The organism is Pseudomonadota bacterium (assembly GCA_039196715.1).
Lineage (GTDB): Bacteria > Pseudomonadota > Gammaproteobacteria > CALCKW01 > CALCKW01 > CALCKW01.
The window spans coordinates 51,314-64,356 of sequence record JBCCUP010000008.1 but is presented as its reverse complement, the minus strand read 5'-3'; the positions used below and the strand labels follow the sequence as shown (position 1 = coordinate 64,356).

The 13,043-nt window shown below is 67.0% G+C and carries 14 protein-coding genes; 8 read left to right on the top strand and 6 right to left on the bottom strand.

From position 1 onward, the window contains the following. Positions 1-10: 10 nt before the first annotated feature. The 3 genes from AAGA11_05250 (at position 11) to AAGA11_05240 (ending at position 2,939) form a co-directional block, all read left to right on the top strand. On the top strand, positions 11-889 hold the full coding sequence (locus AAGA11_05250) for a DMT family transporter (GenBank protein MEM9602247.1): 879 nt from the start codon (positions 11-13) through the stop codon (positions 887-889). Between the two features lie 90 nt (positions 890-979). Then, complete coding sequence (locus AAGA11_05245; GenBank protein ID MEM9602246.1) at positions 980-1,768, top strand: enoyl-CoA hydratase/isomerase family protein; 789 nt, start codon at positions 980-982, stop codon at positions 1,766-1,768. A gap of 13 nt (positions 1,769-1,781) precedes the next feature. After that, positions 1,782-2,939: a CaiB/BaiF CoA-transferase family protein gene (locus tag AAGA11_05240; protein MEM9602245.1), complete on the top strand. Its 1,158-nt coding sequence runs from the start codon at positions 1,782-1,784 to the stop codon at positions 2,937-2,939. Positions 2,940-2,973: 34 nt separating this feature from the next. Here the strand turns inward: AAGA11_05240 and AAGA11_05235 are convergent, their stop codons facing one another. Then, positions 2,974-3,852 (bottom strand): hypothetical protein, encoded by an 879-nt coding sequence (locus AAGA11_05235; GenBank protein MEM9602244.1) that lies wholly within the window; start codon positions 3,850-3,852, stop codon positions 2,974-2,976. Between the two features lie 184 nt (positions 3,853-4,036). Here AAGA11_05235 and AAGA11_05230 point away from each other — a divergent pair, with 184 nt between their 5' ends. Continuing rightward, complete coding sequence (locus tag AAGA11_05230; protein ID MEM9602243.1) at positions 4,037-4,927, top strand: hypothetical protein; 891 nt, start codon at positions 4,037-4,039, stop codon at positions 4,925-4,927. Positions 4,928-4,977: 50 nt separating this feature from the next. Here the strand turns inward: AAGA11_05230 and AAGA11_05225 are convergent, their stop codons facing one another. Together AAGA11_05225 and AAGA11_05220 are read right to left on the bottom strand one after the other, a co-directional pair. Beyond that, positions 4,978-5,313, bottom strand: a complete 336-nt coding sequence (locus AAGA11_05225; protein MEM9602242.1) for an antibiotic biosynthesis monooxygenase — start codon at positions 5,311-5,313, stop codon at positions 4,978-4,980. A gap of 12 nt (positions 5,314-5,325) precedes the next feature. Beyond that, the gene (locus tag AAGA11_05220; GenBank protein MEM9602241.1) at positions 5,326-5,652 is read right to left on the bottom strand and encodes an NIPSNAP family protein; all 327 of its coding nucleotides are present in this window, start codon (positions 5,650-5,652) and stop codon (positions 5,326-5,328) included. A 115-nt stretch (positions 5,653-5,767) separates the two neighbouring features. On the opposite strand from AAGA11_05220, the gene AAGA11_05215 reads away from it, so the two are divergent. Then, complete coding sequence (locus AAGA11_05215; GenBank protein ID MEM9602240.1) at positions 5,768-6,460, top strand: winged helix-turn-helix domain-containing protein; 693 nt, start codon at positions 5,768-5,770, stop codon at positions 6,458-6,460. Here AAGA11_05215 and AAGA11_05210 read toward each other — a convergent pair. From AAGA11_05210 to AAGA11_05200, 3 genes are all read right to left on the bottom strand, one after another. Next, positions 6,395-7,135 (bottom strand): alpha/beta fold hydrolase, encoded by a 741-nt coding sequence (locus tag AAGA11_05210; GenBank protein ID MEM9602239.1) that lies wholly within the window; start codon positions 7,133-7,135, stop codon positions 6,395-6,397. The genes AAGA11_05215 and AAGA11_05210 overlap by 66 nt on opposite strands. Positions 7,136-7,188: 53 nt before the next feature. Beyond that, on the bottom strand, positions 7,189-8,160 hold the full coding sequence (locus AAGA11_05205) for a cupin domain-containing protein (GenBank protein ID MEM9602238.1): 972 nt from the start codon (positions 8,158-8,160) through the stop codon (positions 7,189-7,191). A 123-nt stretch (positions 8,161-8,283) separates the two neighbouring features. Next, positions 8,284-9,582 (bottom strand): FAD-binding oxidoreductase, encoded by a 1,299-nt coding sequence (locus AAGA11_05200; GenBank protein ID MEM9602237.1) that lies wholly within the window; start codon positions 9,580-9,582, stop codon positions 8,284-8,286. 261 nt (positions 9,583-9,843) lie between these two features. Between AAGA11_05200 and AAGA11_05195 the strand changes: the two genes are divergently transcribed. The 3 genes from AAGA11_05195 to AAGA11_05185 all read left to right on the top strand — a co-directional run bounded on the left by AAGA11_05195 (position 9,844) and on the right by AAGA11_05185 (position 13,025). Further along, complete coding sequence (locus AAGA11_05195) at positions 9,844-10,851, top strand: ABC transporter substrate-binding protein (GenBank protein MEM9602236.1); 1,008 nt, start codon at positions 9,844-9,846, stop codon at positions 10,849-10,851. Positions 10,852-10,953: 102 nt separating this feature from the next. Continuing rightward, on the top strand, positions 10,954-11,760 hold the full coding sequence (locus tag AAGA11_05190; GenBank protein MEM9602235.1) for an ABC transporter ATP-binding protein: 807 nt from the start codon (positions 10,954-10,956) through the stop codon (positions 11,758-11,760). Then, complete coding sequence (locus tag AAGA11_05185) at positions 11,757-13,025, top strand: ABC transporter permease subunit (protein MEM9602234.1); 1,269 nt, start codon at positions 11,757-11,759, stop codon at positions 13,023-13,025. The genes AAGA11_05190 and AAGA11_05185 overlap by 4 nt, the downstream gene beginning before the upstream one ends. Positions 13,026-13,043 lie beyond the last annotated feature (18 nt).

Genomic DNA, 13,043 nt, shown 5'->3' with positions numbered 1-13,043 from the left:
TGCGAAACCCATGAGTGACCTGACCCCGAGCGACCCGATGCGCGCCGCGTTCTGGATGGTTGGCGCGATGCTGTCGTTCAGCCTGATGGCCGTGGCGGGCCGCGAGCTCGCCGGCCAGCACGACACCTTCGAGATCATGCTGTACCGCTCGCTGATCGGCCTTGTGGTGGTGGTGGTGATCGCGCGGGCGAGCGGTACCCTCGATCAGGTGCGCACCCAACGCTTCGGCTTGCACGTGGCACGCAACGCCTTTCATTTTGCCGGGCAGAACCTCTGGTTCTTCGCCGTCGGCTTCATACCGCTGTCGCAGCTCTTCGCGTTCGAGTTCTCGACGCCGCTGTGGGGCGCGCTGTTTGCACCGCTGGTGATCGGCGAGCGCTGGACGCGCACGCGCCTGCTGGCCTGCGGGCTCGGTTTCGTCGGTATCCTGATCGTTGCGCGCCCCGACAGCGTCTCGCTCTCCTGGCCGACCCTCGCGGCAGCCACCTGCGCACTCGGTTTCGCCGGTGCGTTTCTGTTGACCAAGCGCCTGAGCCGCACCGAGTCGATCACCTGCATCCTGTTCTGGCTGACGGTGATCCAGGCGGTGTTCGGCGTCGTGTTCGTGTTCTGGGACGGCACGATCACCTGGCCCTCCGCGGCCACGGCGCCGTGGGTCGTGGCCGTGGGCCTCTGCGGGTTGCTTGCGCACTTCTCCATCACCAAGGCCCTGAAGCTCGCGCCGGCAACCATGGTGATGCCGCTCGACTTCATGCGGCTGCCGCTGATCGCGACGGTCGGCTTCCTGCTCTACGGTGAACCGCTGCTGCTGTCCGTCTTCGCAGGCTCGGCGATCATCTTCTACGCCAACTGGCTGAACGTGCGGGCCGAGCAGCGCGCCGCCAGTTGAGCAATCCCGGCACCCATCGCGCGTGCAGTTGCTGTCCCTGGCGCGGCTTGTCACCATAGTGCCCTTGCTGGAGCCAAGTGGAGGAATGCCGTGAGCGCAACGTTGCTGGAGAGGTGTTGCGAGCGCGGTGTGTTGCGCCTGACACTCAACCGCCCGGACGTCCACAACGCCTTCGACGACACCCTCATCAGTGCGCTGCACGCGGCGTTCGAACGCGCCGCGGCCGACGACACCGTGCGCGTGCTGGTGCTGGCCGGTGCCGGCAAGAGCTTCAGTGCCGGCGCCGACATGCACTACATGCGCCGCATGGGCACACACTCGTTCGAGGACAACCTCGCCGACGCCAACCGTCTGGCCGCCATGTTGCGTTGCCTCGACACGCTGCCCAAACCCACGGTGTGCCGCTTGCACGGTGCGGCGATGGGGGGTGGTGTCGGGCTTGTCAGTTGTTGCGATATCGTGATCGGCTCGCCCCGCGCCAAGCTCGCGCTCAGCGAAGTGAAGATCGGCATGATCCCGGCGACCATCAGCCCCTACGTCGTCCGCGCGATCGGCGCGCGCGCCTGTCGGCGGTTGTTCCAGACCGGCGAGATGGTGCACGCCGAGCGTGCGCTCGCGCTCGGGTGGCTCAGCGAGGTCGTCGAAGAGGATGCGCTCGACGGTGCTGTGGACGCGGTAGTCGAGGTGCTTCTCGCCAATGCCCCCAGCGCGGTGCGGCTCGCCAAACAACTCGTGTTCGACGTGGCGGATGGCGCGGTTGACGACCGCATGGTTGCCCAGACGGTCGAGTCGATCGCCCGCGTGCGCGATTCGGTCGAGGGCCGCGAGGGGCTGAGTGCCTTCCTCGAGAAACGCCCACCGGCCTGGCAAGGGCCGTGACGCGGCAACGCGCGTGAGCCAGACACCCGACACACACCATCGCGGTGGCCCGCTGGACGGGTTACGGGTGGTGGAGATGACCGGGCTCGGGCCGGCGCCGCTCGCCGGCCAACTGCTTGCGGACCTCGGTGCTGACGTGATTGTCGTCGACCGGGCAGCGGGGCAATCGGACCCCACCGACGTCAACCGGCGCGGCAAACGCTCGATCGCGCTCAACCTCAAGCACGCCGACGGGCTCGACGTGGCGCACAAGCTGATCGCGCGCACCGACGTGCTGATCGAAGGTTTCCGACCCGGCGTCATGGAACGGCTTGGCCTTGGCCCCGACACCTGCTTTGAGGCCAATGCGGGGCTCGTCTACGCCCGCATGACCGGGTGGGGTCAGAGTGGCCCGTGGTCCTCGCGGGCTGGCCACGACATCAATTACCTCGGGCTCTCGGGCGCCCTGCACGCGATGGGCGACCCCGACACGCCACCGGTCCCGCCGCTGAACCTGGCGGCGGACTACGGTGGGGGGACGCTGTTTCTGCTGTTCGGGGTGCTCTCGGCGCTCTGGGAGTGCAACCGATCGGGTCGCGGGCAGGTGGTCGATGCCGCCATGGTGGACGGCGTGCCAGCGATGATGGGGCTCATCCATCAGCTGCTCGCGCGCGGTGAGTGGACCGAGCAGCGCGGTGACAACCTGCTCGACGGCGGCGCGCCGTTCTACCGCTGCTACCGCACCGCGGACGGCGCCTACGTCAGCGTGGGCCCACTCGAACCGCCGTTCTTTGCCGAGATGCTCAGTCGTCTCGAACTCGACCCCGTGTGGCGGACGCGACAGTACGACCGCGCGCACTGGCCGGCGCTGGAGACCACCCTGGCCGACACCTTCGCCGCCCGGTCACGCGCGCACTGGGAGGCCGTGTTTGCAGACGGTGACGCCTGTGTCGCGCCGGTGCTGACGTTTTCCGAAGCAAGACGCCACCCGCACAACCGCGAGCGCAGCGTCTGGTGCGAGCTCGACGGCGTGCCACAGGCCAGCCCGGCGCCGCGCTTCAGCCGCACACCTGCGCCGGTGCCAACGGCGCCGAACGCGGCGGGCAGCAACGCCGATGCCATCCTGATCGAACTCGGTTTCTCGGCCGAGGCCCGGTGTGCGCTGACCGACACCGGGGCGGTGCTGCGCTAGAGCGGACCGCGGGACACACAGGGCGCAGCTGGCGTCAACGTCGGCTCAACCGGCGCAACAGCCTATTGGCCGGTCCGTGGGCGAAGCCGACCGCAAGCAGGCAGAACAGGGCGCTTGTGAGGACCGCGGTGCCTCGACACTGTTTGCCGAGCAGGCCGAGGGTCTCGAGCGTTCCGAAGCCGACAAACACGTGTGCACTGCAGCGCGTCAGCGCGAGTAGGCCGGTGTGCACCAGCGCGCTCAGCACGCGCGCGTCGCCGACGCGGCGGGCGAGCGCGAGGCAGGCCCCGATCAGCGCGGTCGCGTTGCCGACGGCTGCGATCAGGTAGAGCGGCACAGGTGGCATGGATTCGGTGTCGGAGTGCGCCCCCAGGTCGAGGTCACCTGACGCCAATGCCACTAGCGTGAGGCTCAGGATCTCGGTGAGCACAGCGACACTGGCGCTCCAGACCACCATCCGACGTTGCAATCCCGTGTTCGGCAGCCGAAGCCGGCCCAGCAGCATGCCGTGGAACACGAAAGCCAACCACGGCACGACGGGATTAAAGCCGTTGAACAGGAAGTGGTGCAGCATGCCGTCCAGCGTCCAGAGCCCACAGTAGTCGAGTGTGTTGACATTCCAACGGTATTCGTAATCCAGCATGCGCAGATCCGTGCAAAACGCGACGGGCAGCGCGAGCGTGAACCCGACCAGAACCGTTCGATGGCGCGCGAGGCAGAACGCCGCAAGGGCGATGTCAACGCCGTGGAAACGCAGGAAATCGGCTGGCCACACGGGTGTGCTCAGTGCACCGAAGGCAAACAGGGCCGCGGCGGGTCGCCAGAGCGTGTGTCGGTGTTGACGGAGCGCCGCGGCGTCACCGGCGATCCGTGCGTGGGCGCTGAAAAGCGACAGGCCGGTGCCGGCGAGCACGACAGACCCCGCCGCGCGAGATCAAGGCCTGTCAGGCGGTGGGAGGGCGCAGAGGGTAGCCTGTTTGAGTCATGAAACGGGGGCGCGACGGGGTGCCGGGGTTGTGTTTTTGCGATAGGATTGCACACGGTCAACGCAACGCTGTCGCAGAGGACAGCCGGTCACCGCGGGAGAGGACTGTCGAATGGATGCGTTTGAAATCGAAGAGTACCCCCAGAAGCAAAGCGACAACCAGATCATCGTACGCGATCACGGGAAGGTCTTTGCCTACAACGCACGTGACCTCATGTCGTCCGGCTACGGGCCCCACCTGCAGGACGTGTGCACCTTCGCGCAGCTCTGTGCGGACATCTACGTTGACGAAGACGCCGACCGGGATCCGGAAAAGCGCGACCTCGAAAAGAACCGCCACCCGCAACGCTGGACCGGTCGCGCCGACGCCGCGGGCTGGGAGAAAAGCGACTGGCAGGGACCAACACTGACCAAGGGCTTCAACATCAAGTCGCTGAAGTACGCGATCTGGCTCGACCGCGCCAACAAGCGCGCAGTCGTGGTGTTTCGTGGCACGGTCAAGGCCGCCGACTGGTGGAGCAACGCGCACTGGTTGACGCGCTTCGTGCCGGGCGTCAACAACCACTACAAGCAAGTGGCCCACATTGTCGAACCGGCGCTGGCCTACCTGACCGACACCCTCGGGGCCGATTTCCGCCTCTACACCGCCGGCCACTCGCTCGGCGGGGGCCTGGCCCAGCTCTTTGCCTACAGCAGCCCGCGGCGGGCCGAGTTCGTCTGTGCCTTCCACAGCAGCCCGGTCACCGGGTACTTTCAGATTCCCAAGCGCGACCGTGAACGCGCGAGTGAAGGGCTGTTGATGGCGCGGGTGTTCGAACACGGCGAGGTGCTTGCCTACGCGCGCCTGTTGAGCCGCTTCTTCTACCGCGTGTCCACGGCCAACCCGCGGATCGTTGAATTCCGCACCAACTTCATCGAGGGCAAGGGCACGGTCAGCCAGCACTCGGTGGCCGACTTCGCCGACCAGTTCCAACGCCGCCTGGTGGCTCTGCAGGCGCCGTGAACCCGGGGCCGCTGGGCTCGTGACGTCGGCAGCCCGGTCGCGTGGGTGCGTCAGTGCGGTGAGTCGGCCGGCACCTCGGCACGCTCGGACAGGCCGTAGTCGCGCAGCACCGAGCACACCCGCAGCCGGTAGTCGCTGAAGTAGCTGTTGCGGCCGATCGCCTGCGCCTTGCGGTGCTCGAGCGTGTTGCGCCAGGCGACCACCGCCGCCTCGTCTCGGAAAAAACTGAGCGACAGCAGTTTGCCGTCCTCGCTCAAGCTCTCGAACCGCTCGACCGAAATGAAACCGTCGATGCCCTCGAGCAGGGGTTTGAGCTCGGCGGCGATATCGAGGTAGGCCGAGCGGTGCGCGGTGTCGGGCCAGACTTCGAAGATGACTGCAATCATGTGAGGGCGTGTTCAGGTGTCGGTTGTCGCGGTGTCCGAGTCTTTTAGCAGAAAGCGCCTGCGCTCCGCGCGCAGGAACCGGTCGCGCTGGGCGAAGGCGAAGTTGGCCTGCGCCTCGGGATGGGCTGCCAGCCGCGCACGGTAGGCCTCGTAGGCGGCGAGGCTCGGCAGCGTGTAGACGCCGTAGGCGGTTTCGCTGCAGCCCTCGTGGGGACCGAAATAGCCGATCAGGTCGGCGCCGCAGGCCGGGATCACGCGCCCCCAGGTGGCGGCGTATCGGCGAAAGGCGTCGCGTTGGTGTGGGTCGATGCGGTACTCGATGAAACAGGTGATGGCCATGGGCTGCGCTCCGGTGTCTGACGGGCCGAGTGTCGGCCGGGCGGCGTCGCCACGCTTCGTTCCGCAGCGAAGTGTCGGGCTTGCCCGCTGCGCGGGGGAACGGCAGCATGACGGCATGGAAGCCCCACCGATCACCCGCATTGCCCAGGCCATTGGCGACCCCGCGCGGGCGGCCATGCTGGTCGCGCTGATGGACGGGCGGGCGTTGACAGCGACCGAGCTCGCCAACGCAGCGGGCATCACCCGGCAAACCGCGAGCGCCCACCTCGGTCGCCTGCACGATGCCGGGTTGCTGCGCCGTGATCGTCAGGGCCGTCACGCCTACTTCGCGTTGCGCTCGGGGGCGGTCGCCGGCCTGCTCGAGCAGATGATGGGCCTGGTTGCGAATGAACCCGGTGCTGCAGTCTGGACCGGGCCGCGTTCGCCGTCGTTGCGCGCAGCCCGCGTGTGCTACGACCACCTGGCGGGTGAGCGGGCGGTCGAGCTGTTCGAGGCGTTTCGAGCGCGCGGATGGATCGCGGTCGAGGACGCGGATGAGACGCCACCGGTGCACTTGACCGACGCTGGACACACGGCCCTCGAGCGCCTCGGTCTGCCGCTCGCGTCGGTGGCCCGACGGCAGCGCCCGCTCTGCCGCGCGTGCCTCGACTGGAGTGCGCGACGACACCACCTCGCGGGCAGTGTCGGGCATCTGGTGCTCGAGCACGTGCTGCGCTCGGGCTGGGCAAACCGGGCAACCGGCTCACGGGCGGTGCACTTCAGCGCGCGCGGTGAGCGGGCTTTTTCCCGGGCCTTCCTGACCGGCTGAGGCCATGCGCGGCGCGCGGGTCAACCAACGGCGCAGCGTGTCGTTCGTCGCATTCGGTTGCTCCAGCGTCGGCAGGTGGCCCGCGCCGTCCACCACCACGAGGTCGGCGTCAACGAGCAGATCGGCCATGAGGCGGTGGCGTTCGGGTGGACACAGCACGTCGTCTCGACCGCACAGGACCAGGGCGGGTCGGTGGTAGTGCGCAAGTGCGCTGCACAGATCCGGGCGGTCTCGCAACGCGCGAGACTGGCGCACAAACACCGTCGGACCGAGTGCCTCACCCATGGCCATGCAGAGTGCGAGGATGCGCTCGCGGTTCGGGCTGTCGCCGAGGTAGTGCGGCTTCATCTCGTCGCGCAGGATGTCGCGCAGCCCCCCGGCTGTCGCGGCCGCGATCTGGCGGTTCCGCACGGCGACGCGCTCGGGCACGTCCGGCAACGGATTGGTGTCCAGCAGGGCGAGTCGTTCGACCCGGTCGGGCGCCTGCTGAACGATTGCCATCGCCACGATGCCGCCCATCGACAACCCCGCGAGCGCAAACCGGGGCGGCGCCTGTGCGAGCACCTCGGCGGCGAGCCCGGCGACAGTGTCCGCGCCCGTGATGGGCGCGACGTGCACGGTGCGCTCACCGGCGAGCGCACCGATCTGCGGCGCGAACAGCCGGTCATCGCACATCATGCCGGGCAACATCAGCAGCGGCACGCTGCCGTGTTGCCCGCTGTCTGTGTTCACGCGGGACGCGGGGTGGTCGGCCCGGCGCGGTCGTCCGTGTTGCGAACGCGGAACAAACTGGCTTCACCGCTCATCGACGGTGTCAGGGTGTGGGCCAAGCCGGGGGGCACGGCGCAGGTGTCGCCGGGGTTGAGCGTGGTCGACCCGCCGTCCCAGGTGAGTGACCAGTGGCCGCGCTGCGGCATCAGGATCTCGTGACGCGGGCTCTCGATGCGCCGGTCACCGAGCGAGTGGCGGCCGACGAAATCCACTTCGAATCCGGGCCGGTCGTAAAGCAGGGCATCCTCGCCGATGACACGCGCCGGTGCGCGGTCGGCGAGCGCCATCATGTCCCAGTAGCGAGCGACGCAGCGGGGCACCACCTGCTGGCTGGTCGGCTCGGCCATCTGGGCGAGTGCGGCGTCCTCCATCACCGGCATCGGTGCGACACCCTCGGGCAGCGATTCACCGCGCGTGGTGTCGTACAGCCGCCCGGTGTCGGCGAGCACCAGCCCGTGGTCGCGCGCCTCCTCGATCACCTGCGGAGCCCAGACGACACCGCCGCCGGCATCGTCCCCGCCGAGTATCGCCATGATCATGCCGTAGTCGGTGCCGATGTTCTCGAAGCCACGGAACATACCCGTCGGGATATTGAAGACGTCACCTTCCTCGAGGGTGACCTCGCCCGCGTTCCCCCAGCGGCCCCAGAAGAAACGCCAGCGGCCGCGCAGCACGAAAAACACCTCGGCGGTGCGGTGGGTGTGCAGCGAGTTGCGGCAGTGCGGGGGCTGCCCGGCCGCGCCGATGTTGAAGCCCGGGGTGTCGCGGATGTGCACATGCTGGTCCGGGCTCTCGGAGACCCCGGCGCCGATGATGGTGAAGTTTTCCTTCTGATCCGAACCCGGTGTGTGGGCGTCGATAAACGCGGTCTTGCACGGCACAAGCTCGCCGTAACGCACGGTGCGTTGGGCCATCTGGGCGGGTGTCATGGGCGCCTCCAAGGCAAATTGCATACGTATTCAACGCTACCGTGCCCGAATGGCTGCCGCGCTGCAAGCACGGGAGGGCTCGCCGGTGACTCCGCCCCCGGCGGCGGTGCGCCAAGCGCCGCTTCAGAGTGCGTTCGTGGTCGCGTGGAGCGCGTCGCGCGCCGCCAGAAAGGGCGGTGCAAGTGGCACCAGCGCGCTGATCGGCCGGTGGAAGGGAATGGGGGTGAGGGGAGTGACCGGGAACGGCAACGCGTCGGCCGCGCCACCGAGCACGCGCGCCGCAAGCGCGCGCCCCATGACCGAGGTCATCGCGATCCCGCGGCCACTGAACCCGAGCCCGGCCGTGACACCCGGCGCCGGCTCGTGGATTTTCGGCATCATGTCCGGAGTCATCGCGATGTGCCCGCCCCAGACGCACTCGATGCCGATGCCCTTGAGCTGGGGAAACACCGTGTGCAAGCCGTTCAGCAACCGTCGGGTGCCACCGAGTCGGTCGGCCTGTTCCGAACTGCCGATGCAGCCGAAGACGAGGCGATTGTCGCGGTCGTAGCGCGTGTAGTAGATCGCCAGGCGGCAATCCGAGAGCGTGACCCGGCCCGGCAGCACCTCGGCGCGCTGTGCCTCGGACAGCGGCTCGGTGGCCAAACAGATGCTGACCATGGGCACGATGCTGCTGGCCAACGCCGGCCAGAGTTCCTGTGGGGTGTACGCGTTGGTCGCCAACACCACCTGCGCCGAGGTGACTGAACCGGCCGCCGTGGTCACGCGCCACGTGCTGCCGTCCCGGGCGATGTTGCGCACCGGTGAGTCGCAGTGGAGTCGGGCACCGAGCCGAGTGGCTGCAGCAGCGTAGCCGCGGCTCAGTGACAGCGGGTGGACATGACCGCCGCGCCGGTGAAATAGGGCGTAGCCGTAAGCAGAAGACCCGCACCGCGCGGTCACCTCGTCGCCCTCGAGCACCGTGATGTCGGCGCCCACCGCGCGCCAGCCATCGCCAAGCGTCTCCAGGGTGCGACGCGACGCGTGCGTGTGGGCGGCCTGCACCCAGCCGTGCTGCTCGGCGTCGCAGTCCACCCCGTAGCGCGCGATGTCGTCGAACAGGGCGTCGGCGGCCCCGAGCGTGGTCGTGATCAGACGGCCCGCTTGCGCGGCCCCCCATTTCGCGCGCAGTTGCTCGGGCGTCTGCCGCCAGATCGGGTTGCACTGCCCACCGCTCCGGCCCGAGGCGCCGTGGGCGATCGCGTTCGCCTCGAGCAGCACCACGTCGACGCCGGCTTCCGCCAGGCCGATGGCGCTCCGCAAACCGGTCAACCCGCCGCCGATGACCACGACGTCCGCGTTGACGTCGCCAGTCAGGGCCGGGAATCGGGTCTCGGGAATCGCGGTTCGGGACCAGTGCACGGTGTTCGGGATGGCGGGCATGCGCTGACGGCCTGTCGCTCGGTGATCGGTTCGGCAATTGTACGTAAGAGCTGGAACACGCTGCCAAAAACAGGTACTTTCAGCGGCGTCTCGGCACTGCGGTTGTGTGTGTCGGGGGGATTTCCCGATCACGCTGGACCCTTGGTCCGGGCAGCGCTGGACCTCCAGTCCGCTTGCCCTGTGCATCGAAAATGGAACAGTCGGGGGGCGACCCGCGGTACGCGGGCACCCCGACGCCACAATATCCAATCCAAAATGGAGATGAGTGTGAAACTACGTTTAACGCACATGCTGGTCGCTGGCGCGCTGGCCCTGACAGGCGCCCAGAGCGCTGTGGCGGCGGGCCACGAGGAAATTACCGTCGCGTACTTCCTCGAGTGGCCAATGCCGTTTCTCGCGGCCAAAGAGAGCGGCGTGTACGACGAAGCCCTGGGCATGAAGGTGAACTGGGTGTCGTTCGAGACCGGCACCGCCATGAGCGCCGCGATGGCCTCAGGTGACGTGCAGATTGCCGTGTCACAGGGCGTGCCGCCCTTTGTCGTTGCGGCTTCAGGCGGGCAGGACATTCAAGTGGTCGACGTTGCGGTGAGCTACTCCGACAACGACAACTGCGTCGTGTCTTCTGGCCTCGAGATCGACAAGGACAGCGCGTCAGAGCTTTCCGGTAAGAAAGTGGCTGTGCCACTTGGCACCGCCGCGCACTACGGCTTCCTGCGCCAGATGGACCACTTCGGTGTCGACCTGGCCAGCCTCCAGGTCGTTGACATGGCTCCGCCCGAAGGCGCAGCTGCCCTCGGCCAGGGCGCGGTTGATTTCGCGTGCGGCTACGGCGGCGGTCTGACCCGCATGAAGGAGCACGGCAACGTGCTGCTGACCGGCTCCGAAAAAGAAGAGCTCGGCATCCTGGTGTTCGACGTGACCTCGGCGCCGGCGTCTTTCATCGCTGAGAACGGCGACATCGTCGCGAAATTCCTCAAGGTGACAGCCGACGCAAACGACGCGTGGAACGCCAACCAGTCCGACGACCTGCTCGAGGCCATCGCGCAGGGTTCCGGTATGGACCTCGAGGCGGCCCGTTCATCCATCTCCACCATGAAGTTCCCGTCTGTGGAAGAGCAGCTGTCCGGCAAGTGGCTCGGCGGTAACGCGGCAACCTTCATGAAGGGTGTGGCGGATGTGTTTGTCGGTGCGGGATCGATCGATTCGGCCCTCGACAGCTACGAAGACGCGGTCAACACCGGACCGTTGCAGGCTGCTAGCGAAATGTGATGCGGCTGTGCCAGCGCTGCAGCCGCAGCGCTGGCACATTTTGCACCGGTCGGTGCACCTTCCAGCTGGGGTATCCTGCTCCGGCGCCACCCAGGAGTTCCCGTGGGTACGCTTTCCCTAGAAAATCTCTCCATGCGGTTCGAGCTGCCCAACGGCGATGCCGTGCAGGCGCTGCAGAACGTGTCCCTGACGCTCAAGGCCGGCGAGTTGTTGAGCGTGCTCGGCCCCTCGGGCTGCGGCAAGACAACCCTCCTGAACATCATTGCCGGCTTCCTGCAGGCAACCGACGGTCGGCTGGAGCTCAACGGCAACCCGATCTCGGGGCCTGACGCCGAGCGTGGCATGGTGTTTCAGCAGGGCGCGCTCTTCGAATGGATGTCGGTGCGCGAGAACGTCGGGTTCGGCCTGCTGATGAAAGGCACACCCGAAGCCGAGAAGGCCGAGGTGGTCAATCACCTGCTCGACGTTGTGGGCCTCGGCGACTTCAAGGACAAAGCGGTCTATGAACTCTCGGGTGGGATGCAGCAGCGTGTCGCGCTGGCGCGGTGCCTCGCAAACGACCCCGATGTCATCCTGATGGACGAGCCGCTCGGCGCGCTCGATGCGCTGACGCGCGAGAAAATGCAAAGCCTGGTTCTCAAGCTCTGGAAGGAGACCGGCAAGACCATCATCCTGATCACGCACTCGGTCGAAGAAGCGCTGTTGCTCGGCGAGCGGCTGATCGTGATGGCGCCCCGACCGGGGCGCATCCACACCGAATACCAATTGCCCTTCGCCGAACTCGGCGTCAGCTCGGACTTGCGCGAGGTCAAGAAACACCCCGATTTCGCCGTGCGGCGTGAAGAGATCCTCAACATGATCTGGGACATGGAAGAGGAGATCATGGGTTCATCCGAGGGCTCGTCATGATTCCGCTGATCATCTATGTGCTGATTTTCATCGCGGCGTACCTGATCGTCACCAAGCTCATTCAGACGGCCGGTGAAGTCGGCTTCTCGGCGGCGAAGACGGTCACCTTCGGTGACGAGAGCGCGGTCCGCCCCAACCGGGTGGCGAGCGTGGTGTCGATTGCCACGATCCTGCTGCTGTGGGGCATGTTCACCGGGTCGAGCCTGATCCCCGGTTTCCTGCATGCGCCGGCCCCGTTTGAGGGCGACGTCAACTTCGAGTACACGGTCGAGGACAGCGCCGGACAAAGCGACACCGCGACGGTGTCCGTTGTGGTCCACCCGCGGGAAGTCAAACCGACCCTGCCCGAGATTGAGGACGGGGACGGCTTTGCAAAGAACGACCTGGCGAGTGTGGCGCAGTGGCGAACCAAGCTCATCAACGTGGCCAAGAACGATGTCACCGCCGACGGCCAGAAGCCCAAGGTCATCGCAATCAACGGCGAGGCCATCTCGCCGGGCGAATCGGTCGACGTGGGCGGTGGCACCGTGACGCTGTCCGACAAGGGCACGCCCAACTTCGACCCGGACTCCGGTTGGCAGATGGAACCGCTGTACCTGCCTGCGCCGGAGGCGGTCTGGACGCGGACGATCAAGATCTTCCAGGAGGGTTTTCGCAACTTCACCCTGGGTGAGCACCTCGGTTACTCGCTGTTCCGCGTTGTCGTCGGCTTCCTGCTCGGGGCTCTGGTCGGGATTCCGCTCGGCTACGCGATGGGCCTGAGCAACTGGTTCCGCGGGTGGTTCGATCCGATCGTCGAATTCATGCGCCCGGTGCCGCCGCTCGCGCTGATTCCGCTCGTGATCATCTGGGCCGGCATCGGCGAGGCGGGCAAGATCATCCTGCTGTTCCTGGCGGCGCTCTGGATCATGGCGATTGCCGCACGCGCCGGGGTGTCGGGCGTCAAGATATCGAAAGTGCACGCCGCCTACTCGCTTGGCGCGGGGCCGAAACAGATCATGCGCTACGTCATCATTCCGAACTCCTTGCCGGAAATATTCACCGGGGCCCGGGTTGCGATGGGTGTGTGCTGGGGCACGGTGGTTGCGGCCGAGCTGGTTGCGGCCGAGCAGGGCGCGGGCATGATGATCATGACCGCCTCGAAGTTCCAGAACACCGACATTGTCATCATGGGCATCATCCTGATCGGCGTTATCGGCTTTGGCATCGACCTGCTGATGCGCTGGGCCGAGAACCTGCTGGTGCCCTGGAAAGGCAAAGGCTGACACGCAGCGCGTCGGACG